Origin of the sequence: Streptomyces sp. PCS3-D2, from assembly GCF_000612545.2 — a bacterium.
Taxonomy (GTDB): domain Bacteria; phylum Actinomycetota; class Actinomycetes; order Streptomycetales; family Streptomycetaceae; genus Streptomyces.
Genome location: NZ_CP097800.1, coordinates 2,992,336 through 3,013,996 on the forward strand (window position 1 = coordinate 2,992,336; position 21,661 = coordinate 3,013,996).

The following is a 21,661-nucleotide window of genomic DNA, read 5'->3' on the forward strand; positions in this document are numbered from 1 at the left end:
CCGGGCCCCGCCCCCGGACCCCGCGCCCCGACCACCGGCGGGGCCGAAGCGGCCGGGCTACCGACGGACGTGGGCGTGGACCCACTCCACGATGGAGGTCGTCGTCGCGCCCGGGGTGAAGATCTCGGCCACGCCCTTCTCCTTCAGCGGGGCGATGTCGTCCTCCGGGATGATGCCGCCACCGAAGACCTGGATGTCCTCCGCGTCGCGCTCCTTGAGGAGTTCCAGCACGCGCGCGAAGAGCGTGTTGTGGGCACCCGAGAGGATCGAGAGCCCGATCGCGTCGGCGTCCTCCTGGATCGCGGTGTCCACGATCTGCTCCGGGGTCTGGTGGAGGCCCGTGTAGATGACCTCCATGCCCGCGTCCCGCAGCGCACGCGCGATCACCTTGGCCCCGCGGTCGTGGCCGTCGAGACCCGGCTTGGCCACCACCACACGGATCGGACCGGTCACACCCATCGCACTGCCTCCCGAGTGAACGAACGTTAAGTACAGCATCGCGCACGCTGCCGTTTCGCGGTCAAGCACGAGGGGGAAATCACACGTGGGACGGCATTGCGCCACCGCGCCGGCAGCCGCACGGCACGGTGGCGCGGCGGCCGTCGTCCCGGGACGAGGAGTCCCAGGAGGATCACAGGAGGCCGTCGATGGGTCTGTCCTTACCCGTGCCCGTCCCCTTCTCCGGCGCCGCCCTGCGGGCGGGGGCCCTTGAGGCCGTTGTGCTCGGCGGGCATCTCCTGCTGTACCCCACCGGGGTGTGCCAGGAAAAGGTCGTCCGCGTCCCGGCCACGACACGCCCGCCGGTCCTGCTCCTCCACGGGTTCACCGACAACCGGTCCGTCTTCGTCCTGCTGCGCCGCGCCCTCGGGGTCGGCGGCCTACGGCACGTGGAGGCGTACAACTACTCGCCCCTCACCCTCGACCTGCGCGTCACCGCCCGCCACCTCGCCCGGCGTGTCGAGGAACTGCGCGAGCGCACGGGACAGGAGCGGGTGGACATCGTCGGGCACAGCCTGGGCGGGCTGGTCGGGCGCTACTACGTCCAGCGCCTCGGCGGCGACACGCGCGTACGCACCCTGATCACGCTCGGCACCCCGCATTCCGGCACCCGGGTGGCCCCCTTCATGGACGCGCATCCTCTGGTCCGGCAGATGCGCCCCGGCTCCGAGGTGCTGGCCGAGCTCGCGGCACCCTCGCCCGGCTGCGCGACCCGCTGCGTGGCGTTCTGGAGCGAGTTCGACACGCTGATGACCCCGGTCGGGAGCGCCCGGATCGAGCATCCCGACCTGCATGTGGAGAACGTGCAGGTCATGGGTATCGGCCACCTCGCCCTTCCGGCGCACCCGGCCGTCATCGCGGCGGTTGGCCGCGCCCTCGACGGCCCCGCCCCGGCGGTCGTGACCGGCCCGGACGCCGCTTTCGTCGCCTGACCGGCGGGCACCCACCGACCGTCACTCGAACACATTTCGAACTCAAGGCCAAGGCTGCGTCTTCCGGCGACCGAAAGACGGCCGAATGCCCGGTTCCGCTGATCTGGAGACCGAGCGAAGATTGTCGTTGCCAGTAACCGCCGGGTACAGTCACGCCACTGCTCTCCTCCGGTGAACCTCGCGTTCCCGGCCACCCAGGCCCCCACTGCCGAGGCGAAAGAGAAGTTGGTGAACGACCGCCCCCCGTCGGGCCAGTACCCGGATGCCGGGTATGACGGCCTTTCCACCACCGCTTTCGCTGGTGACTCGCACTACGCTTCCTACGAAACGCAGGGCCAAGGAGTCAACTACGCCGCCTACGGCTCCTACGAGACCGGCGCGTACGACACCACCGCGTGGACCTCGCAGGACCCCTACCTGTCCACGATCCCGCCGCAGTCCGCCGCCGGGGACACCACCGGGAGCTGGGACGCGAGTGCCTGGTCCACCGCCGGGACGGCCGGGGACCAGTCCGGATACGCCGCCTACCCGTCTGCCTCCTTCGGCTACGACGCCTCGGGCGAGCAGACCGGCCACTGGGCGATGCCGGGCTTCGGCACCACCGGTACCGAGACCGGCGCCTACGACGCGACCGCCTGGAACACCGTCGCCCCGGCTCCGACTCCGGCGCAGCCCGAGGCCACATACGCGTACGCCTACCAGCCCGTGGAGCAGGAGTACGCGTACGGCACGGCCACGCTCGGCACCGTCGGCCACGTCCAGGAGGCCGGGGCCGACGCCCCCGACACCCCCGGCGCGGAGACCGTGGCCGAGGGGTACAGCGAGACCGCCGTCTTCGAAGTGCTCTCCGACGGGGCACCCGAGGCCGCCGAGGCGTACGAGCTGCCCGAGGTCCACGAACTGCACGGCGTGCACGACATGCCCACCCAGGCCATGCCGGTGACGTCCGCACCGCGCGCCGCGCGCCGCGGCGCCGCCAAGGGCGCCGCCAAGACCGGCGGCGGCAAGGCGGGCGGCGGCAAGGCGGGCAGCAGCCGCCGGCGCACCCCGGCGAAGCGTTCCGCCCTGCTGACTGTCGCCGTTCCGTCCGCCTGCGTGATGGGCGTCGCGGGCGTCGCGGCCGCCTCCGTCGGCGGACTCACCAGTACGGACAAGCCCGGCGAGGACACCACCACGATGGCCGCCCCCGACCCGGCCTCGGTCAAGCCGGTGGCGGCCAACACCAAGCTCGACACCCAACTGGTCGCGCTCAGCGCCGACGCGGGTGACTTCGCGGACCGTGCGAGCCGCACCCAGGAGCGCATCGACCTGCGCGAGCGCCAGGAAGAGGAGAAGAAGAGGAAGGCCGAGGAGGCGGCGGCCAAGGAGGCCGCCCGCCCCAAGTTCGCAATCCCCGTCGGGCAGCACGGCCTCAGCGCCAGCTTCGGCCAAGCCGGCGGCATGTGGATGTCGGTGCACACCGGAATCGACTTCCCGGTGTCCTACGGGACTCCGGTCATGGCGGCAACCGACGGCACCGTGCGCACGCAGTACAACAGCGCCTACGGGAACATGGCCATCGTCACCGCGCCCGACGGCACCGAGACCTGGTACTGCCACCTCAGCTCCACCAAGATCCGCGGCGGCAAGGTCAAGGCGGGCGACGTCATCGCCTATTCCGGCAACTCCGGCAACTCCACCGGCCCGCACCTGCACTTCGAGGTCCGGCCCGGCGGCGGCTCCGCGATCGACCCGCTGGCCTGGCTGCGCAGCAAGGGCCTGGACCCGAGGTAGGCGCTCCGGCACGACCGGCTCCGCAAGTGCCCGGCAGCGTTCTCGCTGCCGGGCACCCGCGCATGCGGGGCACCGGGCCGGAGGTCAGAGCTTCTGCACCGGCGCGTAACGCAGCAACAGCCGCTTGGGCTTGTCGTCGCCGAAGTCGATGGTGGCCTGGGCGTCCGCGCCCGCGCCCTTGACCTCCGTCACGGTGCCGAGCCCGAACTGGTCGTGCGTGACCCGGTCCCCGACCGCCAGGGCGATGACGGGCTTGTCCGCTGCACGGCGCGTCGCGAACCCGGACGGGCCCGACTTCGTGCGCGAGGAGGACAGGAAGGCCTCGGGCGAGGTACCGAACGACGGCCGTCCGCCGCCCGCGCCGGAGCCGTAGCCCGCACTGCGCATCGGGCCGGCCGGCTTCTGGGCCGCTCCCGTGCGCTTCCACTGCAGGTACTGGTCGGGGATCTCCTCCAGGAACCGGGACGGCGGGTTGTACGAGGGGGTGCCCCACGCGCTGCGCATGCCGGACCGGGTCAGGTACAGCCGCTCGCGCGCCCGCGTGATGCCGACGTAGGCGAGACGGCGCTCCTCCTCCAGCTCCTTGGTCTGACCCAGCGCGCGCATGTGCGGGAAGACCCCGTCCTCCATGCCGGTCAGGAAGACCACCGGGAACTCCAGGCCCTTGGCGGTGTGCAGGGTCATGAGGGTGATGACGCCGGAGCCGTCCTCGTCCTCGTCGGGGATCTGGTCGGAGTCGGCGACGAGGGCGACCTGCTCCAGGAACTCGGCGAGCGTGCCGGGACCGGCCGGCGCCGTCCCTTCCGGGGCCTCGGCGGCAGCGGCCTCGCGCGCCTGCTCGAACTCCAGCGCCACGGCGGCCAGTTCCTGGAGGTTCTCGATCCGCGTCTCGTCCTGCGGGTCGGTCGAGGCCTGGAGTTCGGCGAGGTACCCGGTGCGCTCCAGGACCGCCTCCAGCACCACCGCCGGGCCGGCGCCCGAGTCGACGACGGTACGGAGCTCCTCCATCAGCGCATTGAACCGCTTCACCGCGTTGGTCGAGCGGGCCGCCATGCCGAAGGCCTCGTCGACCCGCCGCAGCGCCTGCGGGAAGGTGATCCTCTCGCGCAGCGCGAGAGCGTCGATCATCGCCTCGGCGCGCTCTCCGATGCCGCGCTTGGGCACGTTCAGGATGCGGCGCAGCGGGACGTTGTCCTCCGGATTCGCGAGGACGCGCAGGTACGCGAGGACGTCCCGGACCTCCTTGCGCTCGTAGAAGCGGACGCCGCCGACGACCTTGTACGGCAGGCCGACCCGGATGAAGATCTCCTCGAACACGCGCGACTGGGCGTTGGTCCGGTAGAAGATCGCGACGTCCCCGGCCTTGGCGTCCCCGGCGTCGGTGAGCCGGTCGATCTCGTCGGCGACGAACTGCGCCTCGTCGTGCTCGGTGTCCGCGACGTAGCCGGTGATGACCGCGCCGGTGCCGGCCTCGGTCCACAGGTTCTTGGCGCGGCGGTTCTCGTTGCGCTCGATGACGGCGTTGGCGGCGGAGAGGATGGTCTGCGTGGAGCGGTAGTTCTGCTCCAGCAGGATCGTCGTCGCGTCCTTGTAGTCCTCCTCGAACTGGAGGATGTTGCGGATCGTCGCGCCGCGGAAGGCGTAGATCGACTGGTCGGCGTCACCCACCACGCACAGCTCCGCCGGGGGCAGGTCGGGGTAGCCGGTGCCGACCAGCTCACGCACCAGCGTGTACTGCGCGTGGTTGGTGTCCTGGTACTCGTCGACCAGAACGTGCCGGAAGCGGCGCCGGTAGTGCTCGGCGACGTCCGGGAAGGCCTGGAGCAGGTGCACCGTGGTCATGATGATGTCGTCGAAGTCGAGGGCGTTGGCCTCGCGCAGTCGCGCCTGGTACATCGCGTACGCCTGGGCGAGCGTCTTCTCGAAGCCTCCCCCGGACTCCGTCCGGGAGGTGCCCCCTGCCGCCTGGTCGGCGAAGGCCTCCTCGTCGACCAGTTCGTTCTTCAGGTTCGAGATCTTGGCGCTGAAGGACTTCGGCGGGAACTTCTTCGGGTCCAGGTCGAGGTCGCGACAGACGAGCGCCATCAGGCGCTTCGAGTCGGCCGCGTCGTAGATCGAGAAGGAGGACGTGAAGCCGAGCCGCTTGGACTCGCGGCGCAGTATGCGCACGCAGGCGCTGTGGAAGGTGGAGACCCACATGGCGTTGGCACGCGGGCCGACCAGGCCTTCGACGCGCTCCTTCATCTCACCGGCGGCCTTGTTGGTGAAGGTGATCGCCAGGATCTGGCCGGGGTGGACGTTCCGGGCGGCCAGCAGGTGGCCGATGCGGTGCGTGAGCACCCTGGTCTTGCCGGAGCCCGCGCCGGCCACGATGAGCAGCGGGGAACCCGCGTGCACCACGGCGGCGGCCTGCTGTTCGTTCAGGCCGTCGAGGAGCGTCGCCGGGTCGATGACGGGCTTGGGCGCACCGTCCCGGTAGTACGCGTCGCCGGTCATGGGCGCGTCGAAGCGCCCCCCGAAGAGGTCGTCCGCACCCGCCTCCGGGGCGGGGTGCTCCTCGGGCGGCGGCGGGACCTCGTCGGAGGGGGTGAGGTCCGCCAGGAAGCTGTCGTCAAAGAGGCTGCTCATCGCAATCCGAGTCTAGGGGGCGGGACCGACAGGCCAGGACGAGTTCCAGCAGCCCGGGGAAGCGCAGGTCGAGGTCGTCGCGGCGCAGGGCGAGATAGAGCCTGCGGCCCTGGGGGCGCTGGCAGATGACTCCGCTCTCGCGCAGCGTCTTGAGGTGGTGCGTGACGCTCGACCTGGGCAGGTCGGGCACCACCTCGCCGCAGAAGGCCTCCTCGCCGGAGGCGAGCTTGCGGACGATCTCCAGCCGGACGGGATGCCCGAGCGCCGCCAGGACGCCGACGAGCTCCAGGCGGTCGACGGCGGGGTGGATCGGGTCGGCGGCGGCGGGCATGCCCTCCACTGTACGCAGTTCTCGTACGGACACCGACCCGCTTCCCGCGCCGCCGGTACGCCCCCGTACGCTCGACTGCCATGGACGTACTCATCAGTGTCTTCGTCGGCCTGCACATCATCGGGATCGCCGCGCTCCTCGGCGGCTTCCTGACCCAGATGAAGGCGATGAGCGCGGGCACCGCCCGCTTCACGCCCGCCATGCTGCACGGCGCGCTCACCATGCTCGTCACCGGCGTGCTCCTCGTCGGTTTCAACGAGATGGACGGCTCGCCCGTCAACAACGTCAAGGTCGGCGTGAAGCTCGCCCTCCTCTTCGTGATCCTCGGCCTCGTCTACGTCAAGCGCGACGAGGAGCACGTGGACAAGGCGCTGTTCGGCGCCGTCGGCGGGCTGACCGTGATCAACATCTTCATCGCCCTTCTCTGGCACTGACTCGCACCGGATCGATCCGCTCCGGTCCGGTGCGGCCAGCTCCGATCTCATCGCGGGCACTTGCGATCATCCCGTCATCCGCCCGTTACCCCCGGGTCTAGCGTCCTCCTCCAAGCACCGGCAGAGGAAGGACGTGAGGCCCGCGTGGCCAGTCATCGAAAGCCCAGGCAGCGCCCCCTCTCCGGCGGCTCGGCACGGACGACCGCCGCCACCCTCGCCCTCGCGGGCGCTGCCACCGCCACCGTCTTCGAAGGCACCTCGCAGGCCGACCCCCGGCCCACCCCCGCCCAGATCAAGACGGAGGTGGACCGGCTCTACGAGGAGGCCGAGGCGGCGAACGAGCGGTACAACGGGGCGAAGGAGCAGGCCGACGAGGCCGAGAAGGCGCTGACCGACCTGCGGGACGAGGCCGCACGCAAGGCGGATCAGCTCAACACCGCCCGCGGCGCGCTCGGGACGCTCGCCGCCTCCCAGTACCGCAGCGGTTCCCTGGGCACCGCCGTCCGGCTCGCCCTGGCGGACGACCCGCAGGAGTACCTCGCCCAGGCCTCCTTCATCTCTCGCGCCGGGGACCGCAACGCCGCCGGGATCGCCGCCGTGCGCCGCAAGCTCGACGAGGTATCCCAGCTGCGGGAGCAGGCCTCCGGCCGACTCTCCGACCTCCGTTCCCGGCAGGACGAACTCGCCGCCCACAAGGCCGAGGCCGAACAGAAGCTCGCCGCCGCCAGGCGTCTGCTGGCCAGGCTCACCGCCGAGGAGCGCGCCGCCTACGAGGCCCCGGCGCCCGGCACCGCCGCCGCGCCCTCCGGCCCGGCCACCGCGGCTCCCCCGCCGCCCGCCGACGGCTCCCGCGCGGCCCGCGCCGTGTCCTTCGCACGCTCCGCGATCGGCAAGCCGTACGTGTGGGGCGCGACGGGGCCCGGCTCCTTCGACTGCTCGGGGCTGACCCAGGCGGCCTGGCGCTCGGCCGGAGTCTCCCTGCCGCGCACGACCTACACCCAGATCAACGCCGGCCGACGCGTCTCCCGCGACCAGCTGGCCCCCGGCGACCTGGTGTTCTTCTACTCCGGGATCACGCACGTCGGCCTCTACGTCGGCAACGGCCAGATGATCCACGCCCCGCGCCCGGGATCGACGGTCCGGCTGGCCCCGATCGACTCGATGCCCTGGGCCGGAGCCTCCCGGCCGGCGTGACCCCCGGCCCCGGCGCACAGCCCGCGGGAGCTACGGGGCCTTGACCACGCCGCTCAGCCAGCCGAAGGTCTGCGGCAACTGCTTGGACCACGAGTCGAGGTTGTGGCCTCCGGTGACCTTCTCGGCGTGCACGGCGGTCGGCTTCTGCGCGAGCGCCTTGAGGTCCATGCCGGACAGGTAGCCGTCGTGCTCGGCGCCCGACATCCACAGCGAGACCGCCGGCGGCACCGGCTGGGCCTTGAGGACGTTCTTCAGGTTGTGCGAGACACGCAGCTGAGGATCCTGGGCGACCAGCGAGGAGGGTTCCTGGCCGGGATCGTTGTAGCCGGAGAGGGAGACGGCCGCGCTGTAGCGGTCGGGGTGGGAGATCGCCAGCTTGGCGGCGCAGTAGGCGCCGGCCGAGTAGCCGGCGACGCCCCAGGTGCGGGCCTCGTCCGAGGCGCGGAAGGTGTCGACGACCATCTTGCGGACGTCGACGCTGAACCAGCTGTCCGCGTTGACCTTGCCGGGGAGGTTGGCGCAGCCGGTGTCGCCGTTGCCCACCAGCATGGCGCGCGGGGAGACGAGGATGAACGGCTGCACCTTGCCGCTCTTCATCAGCGGCTCCAGCACCTCGTGCACCTTGAGCCCCTGGAACCAGGACTTGCCCGTGCCCGGGATGCCCGGGATGAGTTCGACGACCGGGAACTTCCTGTCCTTGAAGGCCGGGTCGTCGTACTGCGGCGGCAGCCACACCAGCACGTCGCCCCTGACGCCGGATATCTGCCCGTCGAGCTCGGTCTTCTGGACCCGGCCGCCGAGACCCTCGACCGGCCGGAACGCCTGCTTGACCTTCGGCGCCTCCTCGGCCTGCTTGCCGCCCAGACCGTCGGGGCCGAGGTCGGGCGCGGCGGTGACGTAGTTGCCGGTACCGAGCAGGTCGTCCCACGAGTTGTAGAAGTGCTCGGCCCGGTTGACGGCGACGAACACCACGGCGACGGCTGTGACCTGGGCGAACACCACCATCAGGACACGGGGCACGGCGCGCAGGACGGCAGGGCCGCGCACCTTGCTCCACAGGGCCAGGGGGAGGATGACGGCGATCACGGTCAGCGCGATCACCGACACGAAGAAGGGTGTACCGGTCAAGCTCATCACGCCAGCCTAGAGTGCGGCCGGCGGGAGCCCGGTTGCCCGGGTGACCTGCGGTGTGGATCACACCAGGCCCCCGGGCTTCGCCCAGCCGGCTGGCTACCTCTCCGCCGAAACATCCCCGAGCCAGACTCTGCGGCCCATCTCATCCAGCTCGTCCTTGAGTCGTTCGCACTCCGGGATCGCCCGCCGCAGCAGCCGCCAGTAGTCAGGGCCGTGCCCGGCCACCCGGATGTGTGCCAGTTCGTGAGCGATCACATAGTCCACGAGTTGCGCGGGGAGCTGGAAGACCGCCCAGTGCAGGGCCATCTGACCGCCGCCCGTGTCGCCTGGCCGATACGTGCCCCAGCGGCGACCGACGTCCCGCACTGTCACGTCGGGCTCCATAACGTCCATACGCGCTGCCCAAGGCTGTAGCCGCCCCTGTGCCCAACTCAGACCCACCCTGCGGTACCAGGCAGTGACGGAACGCCTGGCAAGCTGTGTGTCCGCAGCCGTGGCCATGTCCAGCCTGAGCCGCCCGGCCGACAGGCGGACAGGCTCGCCGGGTTCGTCGACCAGCAGCAGCCGGTACTCGCGCCCCAGGTATCGGTACGTCTCGCCATCGATGAAGCCGCGGGTCGGATGGACTGGCCTCAGCTGGTCACGCAGCCGCAGCTTGCCGTCGATCCACAGCCGGCCGGTCCGCACGAATTCCTCGGCCCGATCCGTTTCGCAAGCCAGAGGTGCCCTCAGGGTCAGGGTGCCGTCCCGCTCAACGGTGAGCCCGAGCTTCGAGCGCCGGGGACTCACCCTCACCTGCAGAACCCGGCCGTCGACGACGAGCTCCTGCCCGTCACTGAGCAGCGGTGGGGCAGAAGTCCTGGGCAGGGGCGAATCAGGCACCCCCCTATTGTCCCCGCCCTTCCGAGCGGAAGGCAGCGGCGTGCTGCTGCGCGAACCCGGCGAGTGAATTGGACAGGATCGTCAGCTGCCGCAGCCCGCCCTCCCTGGGCCGGAGCCGCTCCTTCTTCAGGAAATTCCAGATCTGCACCTGCAGGTCGTCCAGGCTCGTCTCCTGCTCCGCCCACGACGCGCGCGACACATGTGCCGAGATCAGATCGGAGAGGCCCAAGGCCAAAGCGCGCAAAACCTCCTGGTCGGGCACGTCGAAAGCCGGGTGCTCGGTCAGCTGGTCGGAGAGCTTCGCGTACAGCTTCCGCTCCATCGGGGTCAGGTCCGACACGGTCGGATCGGCCTGCTCTGCCTGCCGCGCCCGCTCGATAAGCGGGCCGAGCTCCCGTTTGATGTCCTCCCAGCGGCCTTCGAACTCGTCCAGCACCTTCTGCAGATCCTCGGAGAGCGTGCGGTACACCGGCCGCTCGTCCTCTTCGAGGCGTTCCTGGAGGTGGTAGCGCAGCGCCTGCACCTGCTCGGCAGCCGACTCGCGCACGTTCGGGACGCGTCCCACGATCTCGTCGAAGTCGGGATCGAGAATCGAAACGGGCGCGATGGCCTGGGTGATCTCGGGCACCGTCAGATGCTCGGCGATCAGGGCCCGTACCTTGCGCCCGTAGCCGCGCATCGAGAAGGATCCGTCGGCCTCGTCACGATAGTGCCTGCGCACCCGCTGCTGAAGCTGTGTCCAGCGGCGGGCATACGGCACCATCTCCAGGGCCGCTTCGTGCGGCAGTACGCGTTCCATGGCGTCCAGGAATTCGCCGAGGAGCCGGTCGTACTCGGCCCGCTCCTGCGGGTCGTGCAGCGCCAGCATCGCGCGCCCCATGCGCCCGGGACCGTCCAGCCCGCCCGTGCCCAGTTGCTTGAGGAACCGCCGCAGGTGCGCCGCCGCTCCGTGCATCGCGGGTACTTCCGAGGACAGAGTCCGCACCCCGGCGAGCACGGGCGGGTCTCCGCGGTACGCGGCAAGGGTGACGCCGAGGTTGTCGAGCACCCCGTAGTAGTCCACGACCCGGCCCTCGCGCTTGAGGCGAGCCGGCCGGTTGACGCGGGCCACCGCCTGGAGCAGCTCGGCGTCCTGGATCGGGCGGTCCAGGTACAGCGCCTGCTCGATCGGGGCATCGAAGCCGGTCAGCAGCATCGACTTCACGATCAGGAAGGCGATGGGCGGCTTCTCGGCGGCAGTTTCCAGGGAGGCGTCGCTCCAGGGGTTCAATCCGACGGTGCCGCCCGGCAGTGGGTCGGTCTCCACCGGGTGCTCGGTCACCCACGGGTTGTCCGGCGGCAGCTCGGGAAACGGCTCCAGGAACCGCTCGATGTGCTCCTCCTGGAACTTCGCGTTAGTCCACTCCCGCCACGCGCCGCTCTTGCGCTCGTCGCCCTCGGAGATCACCGGTACGAAGTCCATGCGGCGCAGCACTTCCTGGTACTGCCAGGCGCGCAGCAGGAGGAGCTCGTCCTGGGTGTACTCCTCCGGCTTCTTGCCGCGCAGCGCCTCGGGGTCGAACTCGTTGCGCACCCGGGCGAGCAAATCGGCACGCACGTCACGGAGAGCGGCGCGGTAGTGCACGGCCGCGCGTCGGCTGACGGCTGCGATCTGGGCCTTGAAACCGCCGGTGAGCGGCCCTCGCACGTAGTGCGCGAGCATGTCCGCGGCCTTCGCCCGGATGATGGGGAAGGATTCGGCGACGTCCCGGCTCGTGGGCTTGGTCCCCTTGCGGGCCTTCTCCTGATGCTCTTCGGGTGCGGAGGCGATGAGGTCCTCGAAGGTTTCGTTCATCCCCTCCTTCCCGCTGATCTCAGCGCGTCCGGTGCGCCCTTCGTACCGGACGGGGACGACGACCTTGTCCTTCTCGGCCTCCGTCATCCGGTAGGAGTCGAGGAAGGTGTTGCCGGGCTCCAGACCGAAGATCCGGCCCGTGTCGGTCAGCTTGCCCTTCATGATCGGTGTACCGGTGAATCCGATCCTGGCGGCGTTGGGTACGGCGTCCCGCAGGCAGGCGTGCAGCACGGAGGTGTGCGAGCGGTGCGCCTCGTCGACCAGCACCAGGACGTGCGGGTCTGTGCTGCACTCCGTGAATCTCCGTCTGACCGCCTCGGTGGTGGCTTCGTCCGGCGTCGGGTCAGTGATCTCCTGCGGGTCCTCACCCGCGGCGATGCGGTCCTTCGTCTGCCGCAGCTCTTCGCCGAAGTCCCGGTCGTCGCCGTCCGTCTCGCCGATGAAGCCGGGCACCCGGCCCAGATACTTCTGGATCATCGCGAAGATCACGGCCCGGCCACCGGGCTTGCCGGCCCGTTGCAGCATCCCCTCGACGTCGGTCTGGGACGTGGCGATGCGGATCGGGCTGCCGCTGACCTGCACGGCAGCCGAGAGCTGCCGCTGGAGCTGCTTGCGGTCGGTGACGACGAGCAGGGTGAAGCGGTTCAGCTCCCGGTCGCGACTCATGTGCAGGCGCCGGGCCAGGAAGGACATGGTGAGGCTCTTACCGGAACCCTGGGTGTGCCAGATGACACCGCCGCGCTCGTCGTCCTCGGCGCCGGCCTCACCACGCTTGCGGGCGGTCCGCAGCTTGCGGACGATCTTCTCGACCGCCCGGTACTGCTGGTGTCGGCAGACCGCCTTGACGGTGAGCGGGGGCTCGCCCTCCTTGGTCTTGACGGGGAGCTCGAAGACATAGTGCCGGATGATGTTCAGCAGGTTGCGGGGCTTGAGGACGGTCGCGATCAGCTTGTGCTGCCCGGTGAGCTTGGCATCGCCCCGCAGGAGCCTGCCGGCCTCCAGCTCAGCTCTCAGAGCCCCCTCGTCGGGGTAGTCCGGTTCCACACTGCGCCAGACCGCGTAGTGCTCCTCGGCGGAGGAGATCGTGCCGAGCGCGGCGGTGGAGCCGCTGGCGGCGATCAGCAACTGGGCCGGGGCGAACAACTCCGGTACACCGCCGCGGATCTGTGCCGCCGGCCGCCCGTCGGTGTCCAGCGGCTGCCCGGCGTACGCCCGCAGATCCCGGATGGCGTCGCCGATGGCGTCCCTGCGTTCCGGGCTCTTGCACTCGACGACGGCGACGGGGATTCCGTTGACGAACAGCACCAGGTCGAGGACGGCGTCCTTGCCGTCGGCCTTGCGGACGCGGAACTGGTCGACGACGAGGAACTGATTGCGCGCCAGGATCTCTTCGTCCTCCAGCCCCTCCCACTCCCAGTCGACGTATTGGACGAGGAAGTCCTTGTTACCCGGCCCGTCCATCCGGACACCGCGCAGCAACAGGGCGGTCGCATCCCCGTTGGCCCTGAGCAACGACTGGGCGGCCACGCTCCGGGCGGCCCGCCGCATGTCGTCGACGGCCTGCTCGGCATCTGCCTGCTTCATCCACGGGTCGCCGGTCCCCGGCAGCCGGTTCACCTGCTGCAAGGCGGCGGTGAGCCGCTTGGTCAGGAGTACGTCGCCGGGGTACGCGCGCTCGTCGGGCGCGAGATCGGAGCCGCGTACGTGCTCCCAGCCCATCGCCTTGAGCTGCGCGATGAAGGGCAGCTCAACCTCGTCCCGCTCGACCGCGCTCCGTACCATCCCCCGCGCCCCTCTGCCCCTGAACCGTGCAGCTGATCATCCGTCTGACCATTCTGCGCCAGGGGGTCAAGGGGGGAGCCAGGTCAAGCCAAAGGCCCCGGTGGGGGCCCGGGGGCTTTGTGATCTTTTCGCGGCTTTGCGGCAGCTCAGGCTCGGAGCTCTCCGCGTTTCACGGCGGTGACGAACGAGGCCCAGCCGGCCGACGGGATCACCAGGGCGGGGCCGTGGGCGGCCTTGGAGTCCCGGACGGGGACGCCGGAGGGGTGACTGTCCAGGACCTCGATGCAGCTGCCTCCTTCAGCCCCGCTGTAGGACGACTTCCGCCAGCCGCTCAGCGCGGAGGCATCAGGGATGGTGTGCTCAGTCATGGTGTCCGAATTCCCTCGCTGCTGCCCTCAGTAGGGCAAGAGACTCCTTCAACGGCAGTGCATCGCTCAGTGCGAGATCGTAAGCGCCCTGGAGCTGCTCTACCACTGCCGGAGAGTCATGCACCTTCCCCACGCTCAGGCCTTCTGAATAGGCCACCGGGGGCTGATCCTCGAACCGCATCAGCGTCAGCATGCCCTGCATGAGGTGGTAGGCGCCCAGGCCGAACGGCATCACGTTCACGCGCACACGTCGGCACTCGACCAGGTGGACGACGTGCATGATCTGTTCAACCATCACGTCCGACCCTCCGACGGGGCGACGCAGCACCGATTCGTCGATCAGAGCCCACACTACTGGCGTCACCGGGTCAGCGAGGACCTTCGAGCGCTCAAGCCGTGTGACAACGAACCTGTCACACTCCGCCTCACTCAGAGGAGGGAAGGCGGTGCGCAGAACCGCACGCGCGTACCTTTCCGTCTGCAGAATGCCGGGCACGAAGGACGGCGCGAACTCACGGATGACCGTTGCCTGTTGTTCGAGCTGGCGAGCCGCCTCGAAGTAATCGGCAACCGCCGCATCGTCATGCGGCAGGAAGCTGCTGAGTACGTTGCCCGTGTTGAGAGCCTTGTCCAGGCGACGTGCGTCTTCCTTGGACGGGACGCGTCGGCCCGCTTCGATGTGCGAGATGTGCGAACGGGTCATGACCGCCGCATCGGCCAGCTGCTGCTGCGTCAGCCCTGCCGCTTCCCGCTGATCCCTCAGCCAGTCACCGTAGGTATTACTCATAGCCAACTCCCATGTGACAAAAGCTTCGTCACCTTCCACCCACTAGCGAGCCTAGCTCTCGCCGTCTCACTCTGTGAGTGGATCGCTACACACCGGAGGGACGGGGGTGTTGGTGGCAGTGCGCGAGAGCGTCCCATCCGGGCGTCCGGGTACGCGCCATCTCCGTCAGGCGCCCCCGTGGACCTGGAGTACCGCTTCCTACGACCACCACGGGGACCGCCCGGTCCCCACAACGAGACGACAGACCACACGCAATGGACCCCCGCGACCGCGTCAACGGCCCGGGGGCGTGGCCAACCTGAAGAACGCAGGTCGACATGAACCACCGTATCGCCCGAGTCTTCGAGCAGTTGCTGAGGCTGCTCTTCCTTGCACGCCGAAGGACGCGGAGTGCCGCGTCGCCGATGGCGACGTCTGCTTCGGCTGCGCCGAAGGCCATGGGACAGCCCGCAACCCACACCGCGCCGGCCTTCCAAGGCGAGCTCTCCCCTGTCACACCTCGGCGTCTACGCACGCACGATCTCCGCCGCCGCGAGGAGGAACGGCTGCGCCGACAGCGGAGGCGGAACCTGTGGTTCGCCACGTACGGAATCGACCTGGACACCCGCAACATCCACGGGGTGGGGGTCGCCTGATGGACACGAACTACACCGCCCGGCTGCTCCCCTGGACCAGCCCCGAGGGCAAGCCGTGCTATCTCGTGGGCAACGGCACGGGGTATGTCTCCCGCCTGGCCGACCGCGTGGAGGCTGAGCAGCTCGACACGGCTGCCGATCTCCTGGACGAGGCGCAGTGCGTGCTTGCCGAGCTCAAGTGGACGCCAGGAGAACTCCACCTCCTGGCGGTCCAGCTGACCGAGTCCCTCGGGGCCGTCCACCGCGTCGCGGAAAGCCGGGGCGCGCGCCTGCCGACCCCCGCCTACGGCACAGGCGAGAAGGTTTGGCCGCCAGTCGTCGAGCACCGAGCTGACTGACGCACTCCTGGCCAGGTGAGGTTGAATGAGTGAGGGCGGACGACTGCACTGACAGCCGATACGGGCAGACCCCACCCTCCGAACGTCGGGTCAGGGGCCGCCGGGACGAAGGGGCCGTCACGGCATGACGCAGGCCACCCGGGCGGATCGCTGCGAGTGTTACCCGCGAGACGACGCGGGCCAAGCTGTCATGCTCCCGTATTCACCATGACCAGGAGGTCGTCAGCGATGGCCTGCTTCATCGTCCGCAGTCGACTGATCTCTTACTGCCTCAGCAGGCTGGTCGAGCGTGCAGCTTCCCATGCATCGACGAGCTCACGCTGTACTTCCAATGGCGGTACGGCAATATGATGGCCATCATATTCGCGTGCACTAATGTTGCGCTGCCCGACCTCGCGGACGTTCCGGGAAACCCACTTCCTGAAAACGTTGGCACGCGTCCACATGAAGGCATACTCGGGCAGCATTACGCTCGGATCCACACGGAAACGCACAAGGTATCCCGCGTAAGCGCAGAGACCGTCCGATGGGCGATAGAGGTATGACTTTCCCGTAGTGAACCCGGTGCGTGCGATCAGCAGATCACCGCCCTCAAGAATATACGGCCGAGCGCTTACCCACGGAACACTCACCGTCGAGGAGACATCCGCTGAGAGATTTCCCTGCTCATCAATATCAGTAATGCGGACATACCGGGGCATCCGTCCATCGCGAGCCACCGCCGCCGCGTTACTGCCGTAGGAACCACGCCCCAGGCACACGTCCGCCAAGCGCGCACTGTCGTACTCGCGGACATGTTCCTCAAGCCGCTGATTAATCAAGCCATCCCAGAGAAGCGTCGTCTTTTGTAGCGCCTGCGACTCGACCGCAATGCGGACATCAAGGGCGCTCAGCACATCAACGACCCGGCGTTGCACGGTAGAATCGACCAGCGGAAAGGGCATACGTTCAAGCGCATTGCGATTGATCGTATACAAGCCCGAGCTCGTAGCAGATTCCGAGAGCCAATAGCTCCTCGCATGTGACGAGTTTAGCCAGATCTCTGAAAATTTCGGCAGAACCTTGTCGCTTCGCAAACAGAAAAGATGATTCTGGTGCAGCAATCCGGAAGCTGGGCCGGTGACCAGTGCGCACCGGCCGATCTCGGCTGGGCTTGCATGACCCTCCACAAGAAGGAGATCGCCCTCGTTCAGTGCGTAGCGCTCGTGATCATGCGGCAGTTCTTCAATCTCGGCTACATCTGACAGGTCGATATACCCTCTCTGGACATTTGCCACCCGCAAGTAACCTCTAGGGTTGCGGCTTGGCGCCCTTCCAGCGCCCAGGGCAATGCCTGACCTGACCTCAAATAGCGCCCCCACGGTACTCAGGCAGGCGCTGCTACCCCCCACAGCCTCACTCCGCATAACCGAGTTCCTTCAAGTAGTCATCCAGCCGAGCCACCGCTTTGCTTCGACACGCCTCGATTTCGCGGAACGAGATGGCGTACTTGTCCTCCCAGGTACGGAAGGACTCCACCAGCTCACGGCGGCTACGCACCACATGCCCAGCCAGCTTGCTCTCCAAATCGGCGCGCAAAATGGCGATGACAGCCCCCTCCTCAGCTGCCGCGTCCAATGCACGACGCACACACGTAAGGCGAGGCTCCGTCTCCTCGGCTTCGGCATCGTCCGACAGCGCATCCAGCAGGGACTCCTGGACGTCTCCCGACTCGGCCTTGGCCGGCTCTGCCGGCTTCGGCTTGCGGGTGGACTCGATCGGCCAGAAATCGTCCTCCAGCTCGGTCACGACCTTGCCCGCCGCCGTGCGTTCCTTCTTCAGCTTGGCCAGGTCCTTCGGGGCCAGGACCGCCTTCACCAGCTCCGGATCAACCTCCGCGTCCTCGTCGCCCGCCTCGGCCGCCGCCTTCGCCGCCGCGAGCGCCGCTTCCGCGTCCAGGGCCGTCTTCACCCGCGCGTCCAGGTCCGCCTTGACCCGGTCCGCCTCGGCCAACTCCGTCAGGAAGTCGGGGGCGATGGCGGCGACCACCTTGTGGTCGTACGCCTGACGACGTTCCGCCGCCGAGCGCTTGCGGCTGCCGCCCGTGCTCGGGTTCGGTTCCGGTGCGAGCATCGTTTTGACCATCTCGACCCAGCCGTCAATGACCCCGCCGAAGCCGGTCACCGAGAGCGCCATCAGGTCGTACTTCGCCTCGTGCCACCAGCCGGCGACCGCGCCCGCCAGTGCGTACCGGTCCAGGAGGCCGACCTCAAGGAGCCGGGTCCGGAAGGAGGTGATCAAGTCGGCGCGCAGCCTGGCCAGTTGGGCCTTGCGTTCGCCCTCCGTGCGGTCGTCACCTTCGGCAGGTGCCAGCAGCGCGATCTGGTCGGTCTCTGACTTCCACCACTCCTCGAAGGCTTCCCACAACACCGCCTCCCGCTTGGCCGCCAGCTCCGTCAGTCGCGCCGCGTCCGGCCGCTCGCCCTCCGGCAGGAAGTCGACGTACTCCGGGTCGCCCTCCCGCGCCGCGAACAGCTCCAGCGCGTTCACCCCGTAGGCGTCCAGCAGTGCCTTCTTCGCCTCGATCTCCGCGACCGGCACGCCACCCACCAGGTGGGCACGCACATCCTGCGGCTCCGGCGGCGGGGTGTTGTCCACGTACCGGCGGATGTTCAGGTTGTCCGCGTTCTTCGCCAGCTCCGACCGGTCGACGACCTTCGCGAAGCCCTCGACGTCCGCGTACGCGTGGAAGGTCGAGACGATCTTCTCGACGTGCTCCGGCAGCAGCATGCTCTGGGCGCGTACCGCGTGGTACTCCCGGTCGGCGTTGATGAAGAGCACCTTGCCCCGCCGGGTCTGCGGCTTGTGGCCCGGTGCCCGCAGCACGATCACGCACGCGGGGATGCCAGTCCCGTAGAAGAGGTTCGGAGCGAGGCCGATCACGGCCTCGATGAGGTCCGCGTCCAGCAGTGCCGTGCGGATCCGCTGCTCGCCGCCGCCGCGGAAGAGCACGCCGTGCGGCATGACGGTGAAGACCGAGCCGCCCTTCCCCCGCACCATGTCCAGCATGTGCTGGAGGAACATCAGGTCGGCCTTGCCCTTCTCGGGCGCCTCCCCGTACGGCATCCGCGACTTCAGGTGCGGTACATCGGCCTGCTTGTAGTCCATGGAGAACGGCGGATTGCTGAGCACCAGGTCGAAGTTGCCCTCCGGGTGGAGGGGATTCGTGAGGGTGTCGCCGGTCTTCAGAGAGAAGGTCTTGGCACCGTGGAAGAGCATGTTCATGGTGGCCATGACCCAGGAGCCGCTGTTGGCGTCCTGGCCCGCGAGGAAGAGGTTCCCGGAGTCGCCGCCGTGCTCGTCGATGTACTCCTTGGCGTGGATCAGCATGCCGCCCGAGCCGACGCACGGGTCGTAGATCCGCATTCCGGTCGTCGGCCGGGCCAGCTCGACCATCATCCGGACCACCGCACGGGGGGTGTAGAACTCACCGCCCTTACTACCCGCCGTATCGGCGAAGTCCTTGATCAGGTACTCGTACGCGGCACCGATCATGTCCGGGAACTCGAAGTCCTCGCCGCGCATCCGGATGCTGCCGAAGTGCTCGATCAGCGCCGCCAGCCGCTTGTCGGCCAGATCGGCCGCAGACTTCCCCCCGCCCCCTCCTCCACCGATGCGGTTGAAGTTGACGTGGCTGAACAACCCGCGCAGCTCGCCGTTGCCCTCCTGGTTCTCCAGCTCGTTGAGGGCGGGCTGGAGGTAGTGGGTCGCGACCTCGTCCACCGCGCCGGCGAGCCGCTCCCAGCGGGCCGCCTCCGGTACGTACAGGACTCCGCGCAGTCTGTAGTTCTGGTACGCCTCCGCCTCGTCCGCGACGTCTTCCTCCGAGGCGCCCGACGCCCGCGCCTCGGCGATGATCCCGTCACGCGCGGCCTCGAATTCGTCGTTGACGCGCTTCAGGAACAGCAGCACGAAGATGAAGTCGCGATACTCCGCAGCGTCCATCGTGCCGCGCAGGATGTCCGCCGCCGCGAAGAGATGGCGTTCCAATTGCGCGAGCGTCAGCTTGGCCACGTACGGCACTCCCTCTGCGTCTGGCTTGTCCGGTTGCACCGGGAAGCCTACGGCCTTGGGAGATACGGGCGTGCCGCTCTGCGGTCAGTAGTCGATGATGCCCAGGCCGTCCTCGACGAAGCTGACCACGTCGGTGTACGGGTCCCACTTGTTCTGGTCCGGCCCCTTGTGTCGGGCGTTCAGCTGCCTGGCGAACCCTCGGGCCTTCTTGTACCTGTCACGCAGCTGGTCCGGCATCACGCGCTTCGCCGTCTCCGGGGAGACGCTCTTGATGCTCGGGCCGTATGTCTGCGCGAAACCGGGCTGCCCCTTGAGGCGGCCCGCAGCGTCGTCACAGACGCCGCCGAAGCTGCCGGTGTAGTTCTGGTAATGCAGCAGCCGCCACAGCTCGAAGCAGGGGTGCGAGTAGGCGATCTTCACACCGGCCTTCCTCGCCCTGGCGAAGGCGGTCGGGATGTCCTCGTGCTGGTCGCGGTCGAAGAGACACCAGACCTGCGGCCAGTTCCAGTCCTCTTCTACCAGCCCGGCCTTCCGTGCCGCGCGCTCAGCCGTGGCGACGTAGGGGATGGCCTCCTCCACCAGAGGCAGGGGCTTGCGGCGCTTGGTGGGCGCGTTCAGGTTCTTGAAGTGGATCAGGACGCTGTGTCCCTGCTGCGCGGGCGTACCGTGATCACGTACGAAGTCGACGAAGCCCGGCTCCGTGACCTCGCCCTCGGTCAGGACGTACACCTCGCGCGGACGCTCCTGCGGTCGCACCTTCTTCGCGCGCCCCGGATTGTCCCTCCCCCTATCCCTCGCCATCAGGCCCGCTCCGCCCCCTGTGCCCGTGCCGTCAGCAACTTTCGCCCGATCTGCCCCGCCGCCATCCGCGGCACGCCCCCGAAGGCACCCGCGAGGTAGGAGTCCGTGAGGTCCTCCTCCGCCCCCGGTCCCACATCACTCAGCGGGTAGACCTCCGTGGCGCCCTGCTTGTCCTTCTCCGTGAGCCAGATCTGGCCCGGCTCCAGCTGACGTCCGCCCCGGGGAGAGCTGAGCAGCGAAGGATCATGGGAGGTGAAGACGAGCTGAGCGCCCCTGGTGTTGGCCCACGGCGCCTGGAAGAGCCGCACCACTTCCGCCGCGAAACGTGGGTGCAGGCTCGCGTCCAGCTCGTCGATCAACAGGACGGCTCCTGTGTCCAGAGCCAGCAGCAGCGGGCCGATCAGCGCAAACCAGGAACGGGTGCCGAAGGACTCGTGCTCCCAATCGAGGGAGACGGACTCGCCGCTTTCGCCGGCGTGGAGAAGCCGGACCACGGGTGCCTTCCCCGGCCGCCGCTCTACCTCGGTACCGGTGATGCCCAGGTCAGCGACGCGCAGGAGTTCCTCGATGCGTTCACGTGACTGCTCATCGAGCAGCTTGCCTGCGGTGAAGGCCTCGCGCTGCGCGATCTCGGTCTCCGGGGTGACATCCCAGAGGTTCTGCTGGAACCAGCGGTAGATGCGGGTGAGCTGCGGGTGGTTGTCGTTGGCCGCACGGGAGAGGAAGAGTGCGTCCGGCCGGGTTGTCCGGGCCAGCAGCGCGCGGTCTTGAATCCGGTCGTTCGGAAAGTTGAAAACCTTCTCGCGCGAGGCGTCCCGGTCGAGCCACTCCTGCCGTCGGCCCTTGGGGTAGGCGTGAAGCCACTCGGACTCCACGCGGGTGGAGCCCAGTTCGAATCCGTAGGTCCAGCGGACGCCGTCGTCGAGGACGAAGTCGGCTTCGTAGAAGGCGCTTTCCTCCTCGGCCTTGGGATCGAGAGCGAACACGTCGCGCGGGATCCCCTGATACGAGGTCCACTGCGCGTAGGAGCTCAGGACGGCTTCACGCATCTTCTTCAGGGCGAAGATGACATTGGATTTACCCGAAGCGTTCGCGCCGAAGATGCCAAGCAGGGGATAGACCCGGAGCTGTCTTCCGTCGGACAGCTCGACCGTTCTCGCGGTGTCCGACTCCTCGCCCTCCGGCACGACGAAGGACAGCTCCTGCTCCTCACGCAGCGAGCGTACGTTCGCCGTGCGGAATCCCAGCAGCATGCCG

General features: G+C 68.7%; 19 protein-coding genes. 7 read left to right on the forward strand and 12 right to left on the reverse strand.

The window, feature by feature from the left end:
* Window positions 1-57 precede the first annotated feature (57 nt).
* Window positions 58-459 (reverse strand): coenzyme B12-dependent isobutyryl CoA mutase small subunit, encoded by a 402-nt coding sequence (gene icmB / locus AW27_RS12620; protein ID WP_037919068.1) that lies wholly within the window; start codon window positions 457-459, stop codon window positions 58-60.
* Window positions 460-647: 188 nt separating this feature from the next.
* Between icmB and AW27_RS12625 the strand changes: the two genes are divergently transcribed.
* Both AW27_RS12625 and AW27_RS12630 read left to right on the forward strand, forming a co-directional pair.
* A complete protein-coding gene (locus AW27_RS12625) occupies window positions 648-1,430 on the forward strand; it encodes an esterase/lipase family protein (protein ID WP_037919066.1) in 783 nt (260 codons plus the stop codon).
* A gap of 228 nt (window positions 1,431-1,658) precedes the next feature.
* Window positions 1,659-3,203, forward strand: a complete 1,545-nt coding sequence (locus tag AW27_RS12630) for a M23 family metallopeptidase (RefSeq protein WP_037919064.1) — start codon at window positions 1,659-1,661, stop codon at window positions 3,201-3,203.
* Between the two features lie 84 nt (window positions 3,204-3,287).
* On the opposite strand, the gene pcrA is transcribed toward AW27_RS12630, so the two are convergent.
* Both pcrA and AW27_RS12640 read right to left on the reverse strand, forming a co-directional pair.
* Window positions 3,288-5,831 carry a DNA helicase PcrA gene (gene pcrA, locus AW27_RS12635; protein WP_037919060.1) on the reverse strand — a complete coding sequence of 848 codons (2,544 nt, stop codon included), beginning with the start codon at window positions 5,829-5,831 and terminating at the stop codon, window positions 3,288-3,290.
* Window positions 5,815-6,162 (reverse strand): ArsR/SmtB family transcription factor, encoded by a 348-nt coding sequence (locus AW27_RS12640; protein ID WP_037919058.1) that lies wholly within the window; start codon window positions 6,160-6,162, stop codon window positions 5,815-5,817. The genes pcrA and AW27_RS12640 overlap by 17 nt, the downstream gene beginning before the upstream one ends.
* Window positions 6,163-6,242: 80 nt before the next feature.
* Between AW27_RS12640 and AW27_RS12645 the strand changes: the two genes are divergently transcribed.
* Entirely contained in the window at window positions 6,243-6,596 is a 354-nt protein-coding gene (locus AW27_RS12645) for a hypothetical protein (RefSeq protein WP_037919054.1), read from the forward strand.
* 144 nt (window positions 6,597-6,740) lie between these two features.
* Complete coding sequence (locus AW27_RS12650) at window positions 6,741-7,790, forward strand: C40 family peptidase (RefSeq protein WP_037919052.1); 1,050 nt, start codon at window positions 6,741-6,743, stop codon at window positions 7,788-7,790.
* A 30-nt stretch (window positions 7,791-7,820) separates the two neighbouring features.
* Here the strand turns inward: AW27_RS12650 and AW27_RS12655 are convergent, their stop codons facing one another.
* The 5 genes from AW27_RS12655 to AW27_RS12675 form a co-directional block, all read right to left on the reverse strand.
* Window positions 7,821-8,924: an alpha/beta hydrolase gene (locus AW27_RS12655; protein ID WP_037919046.1), complete on the reverse strand. Its 1,104-nt coding sequence runs from the start codon at window positions 8,922-8,924 to the stop codon at window positions 7,821-7,823.
* 96 nt (window positions 8,925-9,020) lie between these two features.
* The gene (locus tag AW27_RS12660) at window positions 9,021-9,806 is read right to left on the reverse strand and encodes a M48 family metallopeptidase (protein WP_236647548.1); all 786 of its coding nucleotides are present in this window, start codon (window positions 9,804-9,806) and stop codon (window positions 9,021-9,023) included.
* 4 nt (window positions 9,807-9,810) lie between these two features.
* On the reverse strand, window positions 9,811-13,422 hold the full coding sequence (locus AW27_RS12665; RefSeq protein ID WP_037919043.1) for a type I restriction endonuclease subunit R: 3,612 nt from the start codon (window positions 13,420-13,422) through the stop codon (window positions 9,811-9,813).
* A 146-nt stretch (window positions 13,423-13,568) separates the two neighbouring features.
* Window positions 13,569-13,790 carry a DUF397 domain-containing protein gene (locus tag AW27_RS12670; protein WP_037919041.1) on the reverse strand — a complete coding sequence of 74 codons (222 nt, stop codon included), beginning with the start codon at window positions 13,788-13,790 and terminating at the stop codon, window positions 13,569-13,571.
* A complete protein-coding gene (locus tag AW27_RS12675; protein WP_037919040.1) occupies window positions 13,783-14,577 on the reverse strand; it encodes a helix-turn-helix domain-containing protein in 795 nt (264 codons plus the stop codon). Before AW27_RS12675 ends, AW27_RS12670 begins: the two co-directional genes overlap by 8 nt.
* Window positions 14,578-15,014: 437 nt before the next feature.
* On the opposite strand from AW27_RS12675, the gene AW27_RS12680 reads away from it, so the two are divergent.
* Both AW27_RS12680 and AW27_RS12685 read left to right on the forward strand, forming a co-directional pair.
* A complete protein-coding gene (locus AW27_RS12680) occupies window positions 15,015-15,212 on the forward strand; it encodes a hypothetical protein (RefSeq protein WP_157840198.1) in 198 nt (65 codons plus the stop codon).
* Window positions 15,212-15,550: a hypothetical protein gene (locus tag AW27_RS12685; RefSeq protein WP_052030279.1), complete on the forward strand. Its 339-nt coding sequence runs from the start codon at window positions 15,212-15,214 to the stop codon at window positions 15,548-15,550. Before AW27_RS12680 ends, AW27_RS12685 begins: the two co-directional genes overlap by 1 nt.
* A 263-nt stretch (window positions 15,551-15,813) precedes the next feature.
* On the opposite strand, the gene AW27_RS12690 is transcribed toward AW27_RS12685, so the two are convergent.
* A complete protein-coding gene (locus tag AW27_RS12690; protein WP_157840197.1) occupies window positions 15,814-16,527 on the reverse strand; it encodes a hypothetical protein in 714 nt (237 codons plus the stop codon).
* A 117-nt stretch (window positions 16,528-16,644) separates the two neighbouring features.
* Between AW27_RS12690 and AW27_RS12695 the strand changes: the two genes are divergently transcribed.
* Window positions 16,645-16,794, forward strand: a complete 150-nt coding sequence (locus tag AW27_RS12695) for a hypothetical protein (RefSeq protein ID WP_157840196.1) — start codon at window positions 16,645-16,647, stop codon at window positions 16,792-16,794.
* A gap of 151 nt (window positions 16,795-16,945) precedes the next feature.
* Here the strand turns inward: AW27_RS12695 and AW27_RS12700 are convergent, their stop codons facing one another.
* The 3 genes from AW27_RS12700 to AW27_RS12710 all read right to left on the reverse strand — a co-directional run bounded on the left by AW27_RS12700 (window position 16,946) and on the right by AW27_RS12710 (window position 21,657).
* Complete coding sequence (locus AW27_RS12700; protein ID WP_037919035.1) at window positions 16,946-19,603, reverse strand: type I restriction-modification system subunit M; 2,658 nt, start codon at window positions 19,601-19,603, stop codon at window positions 16,946-16,948.
* 84 nt (window positions 19,604-19,687) lie between these two features.
* Window positions 19,688-20,404, reverse strand: coding sequence for an RloB family protein (locus AW27_RS12705; RefSeq protein ID WP_037919033.1), 717 nt, complete (start codon window positions 20,402-20,404; stop codon window positions 19,688-19,690).
* Window positions 20,404-21,657 carry an AAA family ATPase gene (locus tag AW27_RS12710; protein ID WP_037919029.1) on the reverse strand — a complete coding sequence of 418 codons (1,254 nt, stop codon included), beginning with the start codon at window positions 21,655-21,657 and terminating at the stop codon, window positions 20,404-20,406. Before AW27_RS12710 ends, AW27_RS12705 begins: the two co-directional genes overlap by 1 nt.
* Window positions 21,658-21,661: the final 4 nt, after the last annotated feature.

What these genes read in the sequence shown, in the direction of transcription:
- icmB (WP_037919068.1), bottom strand. Translation starts at nt 459, where the DNA reads ATGGGTGTGACCGGTCCGATCCGTGTGGTGGTGGCCAAGCCGGGTCTC.
- AW27_RS12625 (WP_037919066.1), top strand. Translation starts at nt 648, where the DNA reads ATGGGTCTGTCCTTACCCGTGCCCGTCCCCTTCTCCGGCGCCGCCCTG.
- pcrA (WP_037919060.1), bottom strand. Translation starts at nt 5,831, where the DNA reads ATGAGCAGCCTCTTTGACGACAGCTTCCTGGCGGACCTCACCCCCTCC.
- AW27_RS12640 (WP_037919058.1), bottom strand. Translation starts at nt 6,162, where the DNA reads ATGCCCGCCGCCGCCGACCCGATCCACCCCGCCGTCGACCGCCTGGAG.
- AW27_RS12645 (WP_037919054.1), top strand. Translation starts at nt 6,243, where the DNA reads ATGGACGTACTCATCAGTGTCTTCGTCGGCCTGCACATCATCGGGATC.
- AW27_RS12655 (WP_037919046.1), bottom strand. Translation starts at nt 8,924, where the DNA reads ATGAGCTTGACCGGTACACCCTTCTTCGTGTCGGTGATCGCGCTGACC.
- AW27_RS12665 (WP_037919043.1), bottom strand. Translation starts at nt 13,422, where the DNA reads ATGGTACGGAGCGCGGTCGAGCGGGACGAGGTTGAGCTGCCCTTCATC.
- AW27_RS12670 (WP_037919041.1), bottom strand. Translation starts at nt 13,790, where the DNA reads ATGACTGAGCACACCATCCCTGATGCCTCCGCGCTGAGCGGCTGGCGG.
- AW27_RS12675 (WP_037919040.1), bottom strand. Translation starts at nt 14,577, where the DNA reads ATGAGTAATACCTACGGTGACTGGCTGAGGGATCAGCGGGAAGCGGCA.
- AW27_RS12680 (WP_157840198.1), top strand. Translation starts at nt 15,015, where the DNA reads ATGGGACAGCCCGCAACCCACACCGCGCCGGCCTTCCAAGGCGAGCTC.
- AW27_RS12685 (WP_052030279.1), top strand. Translation starts at nt 15,212, where the DNA reads ATGGACACGAACTACACCGCCCGGCTGCTCCCCTGGACCAGCCCCGAG.
- AW27_RS12705 (WP_037919033.1), bottom strand. Translation starts at nt 20,404, where the DNA reads ATGGCGAGGGATAGGGGGAGGGACAATCCGGGGCGCGCGAAGAAGGTG.
- AW27_RS12710 (WP_037919029.1), bottom strand. Translation starts at nt 21,657, where the DNA reads ATGCTGCTGGGATTCCGCACGGCGAACGTACGCTCGCTGCGTGAGGAG.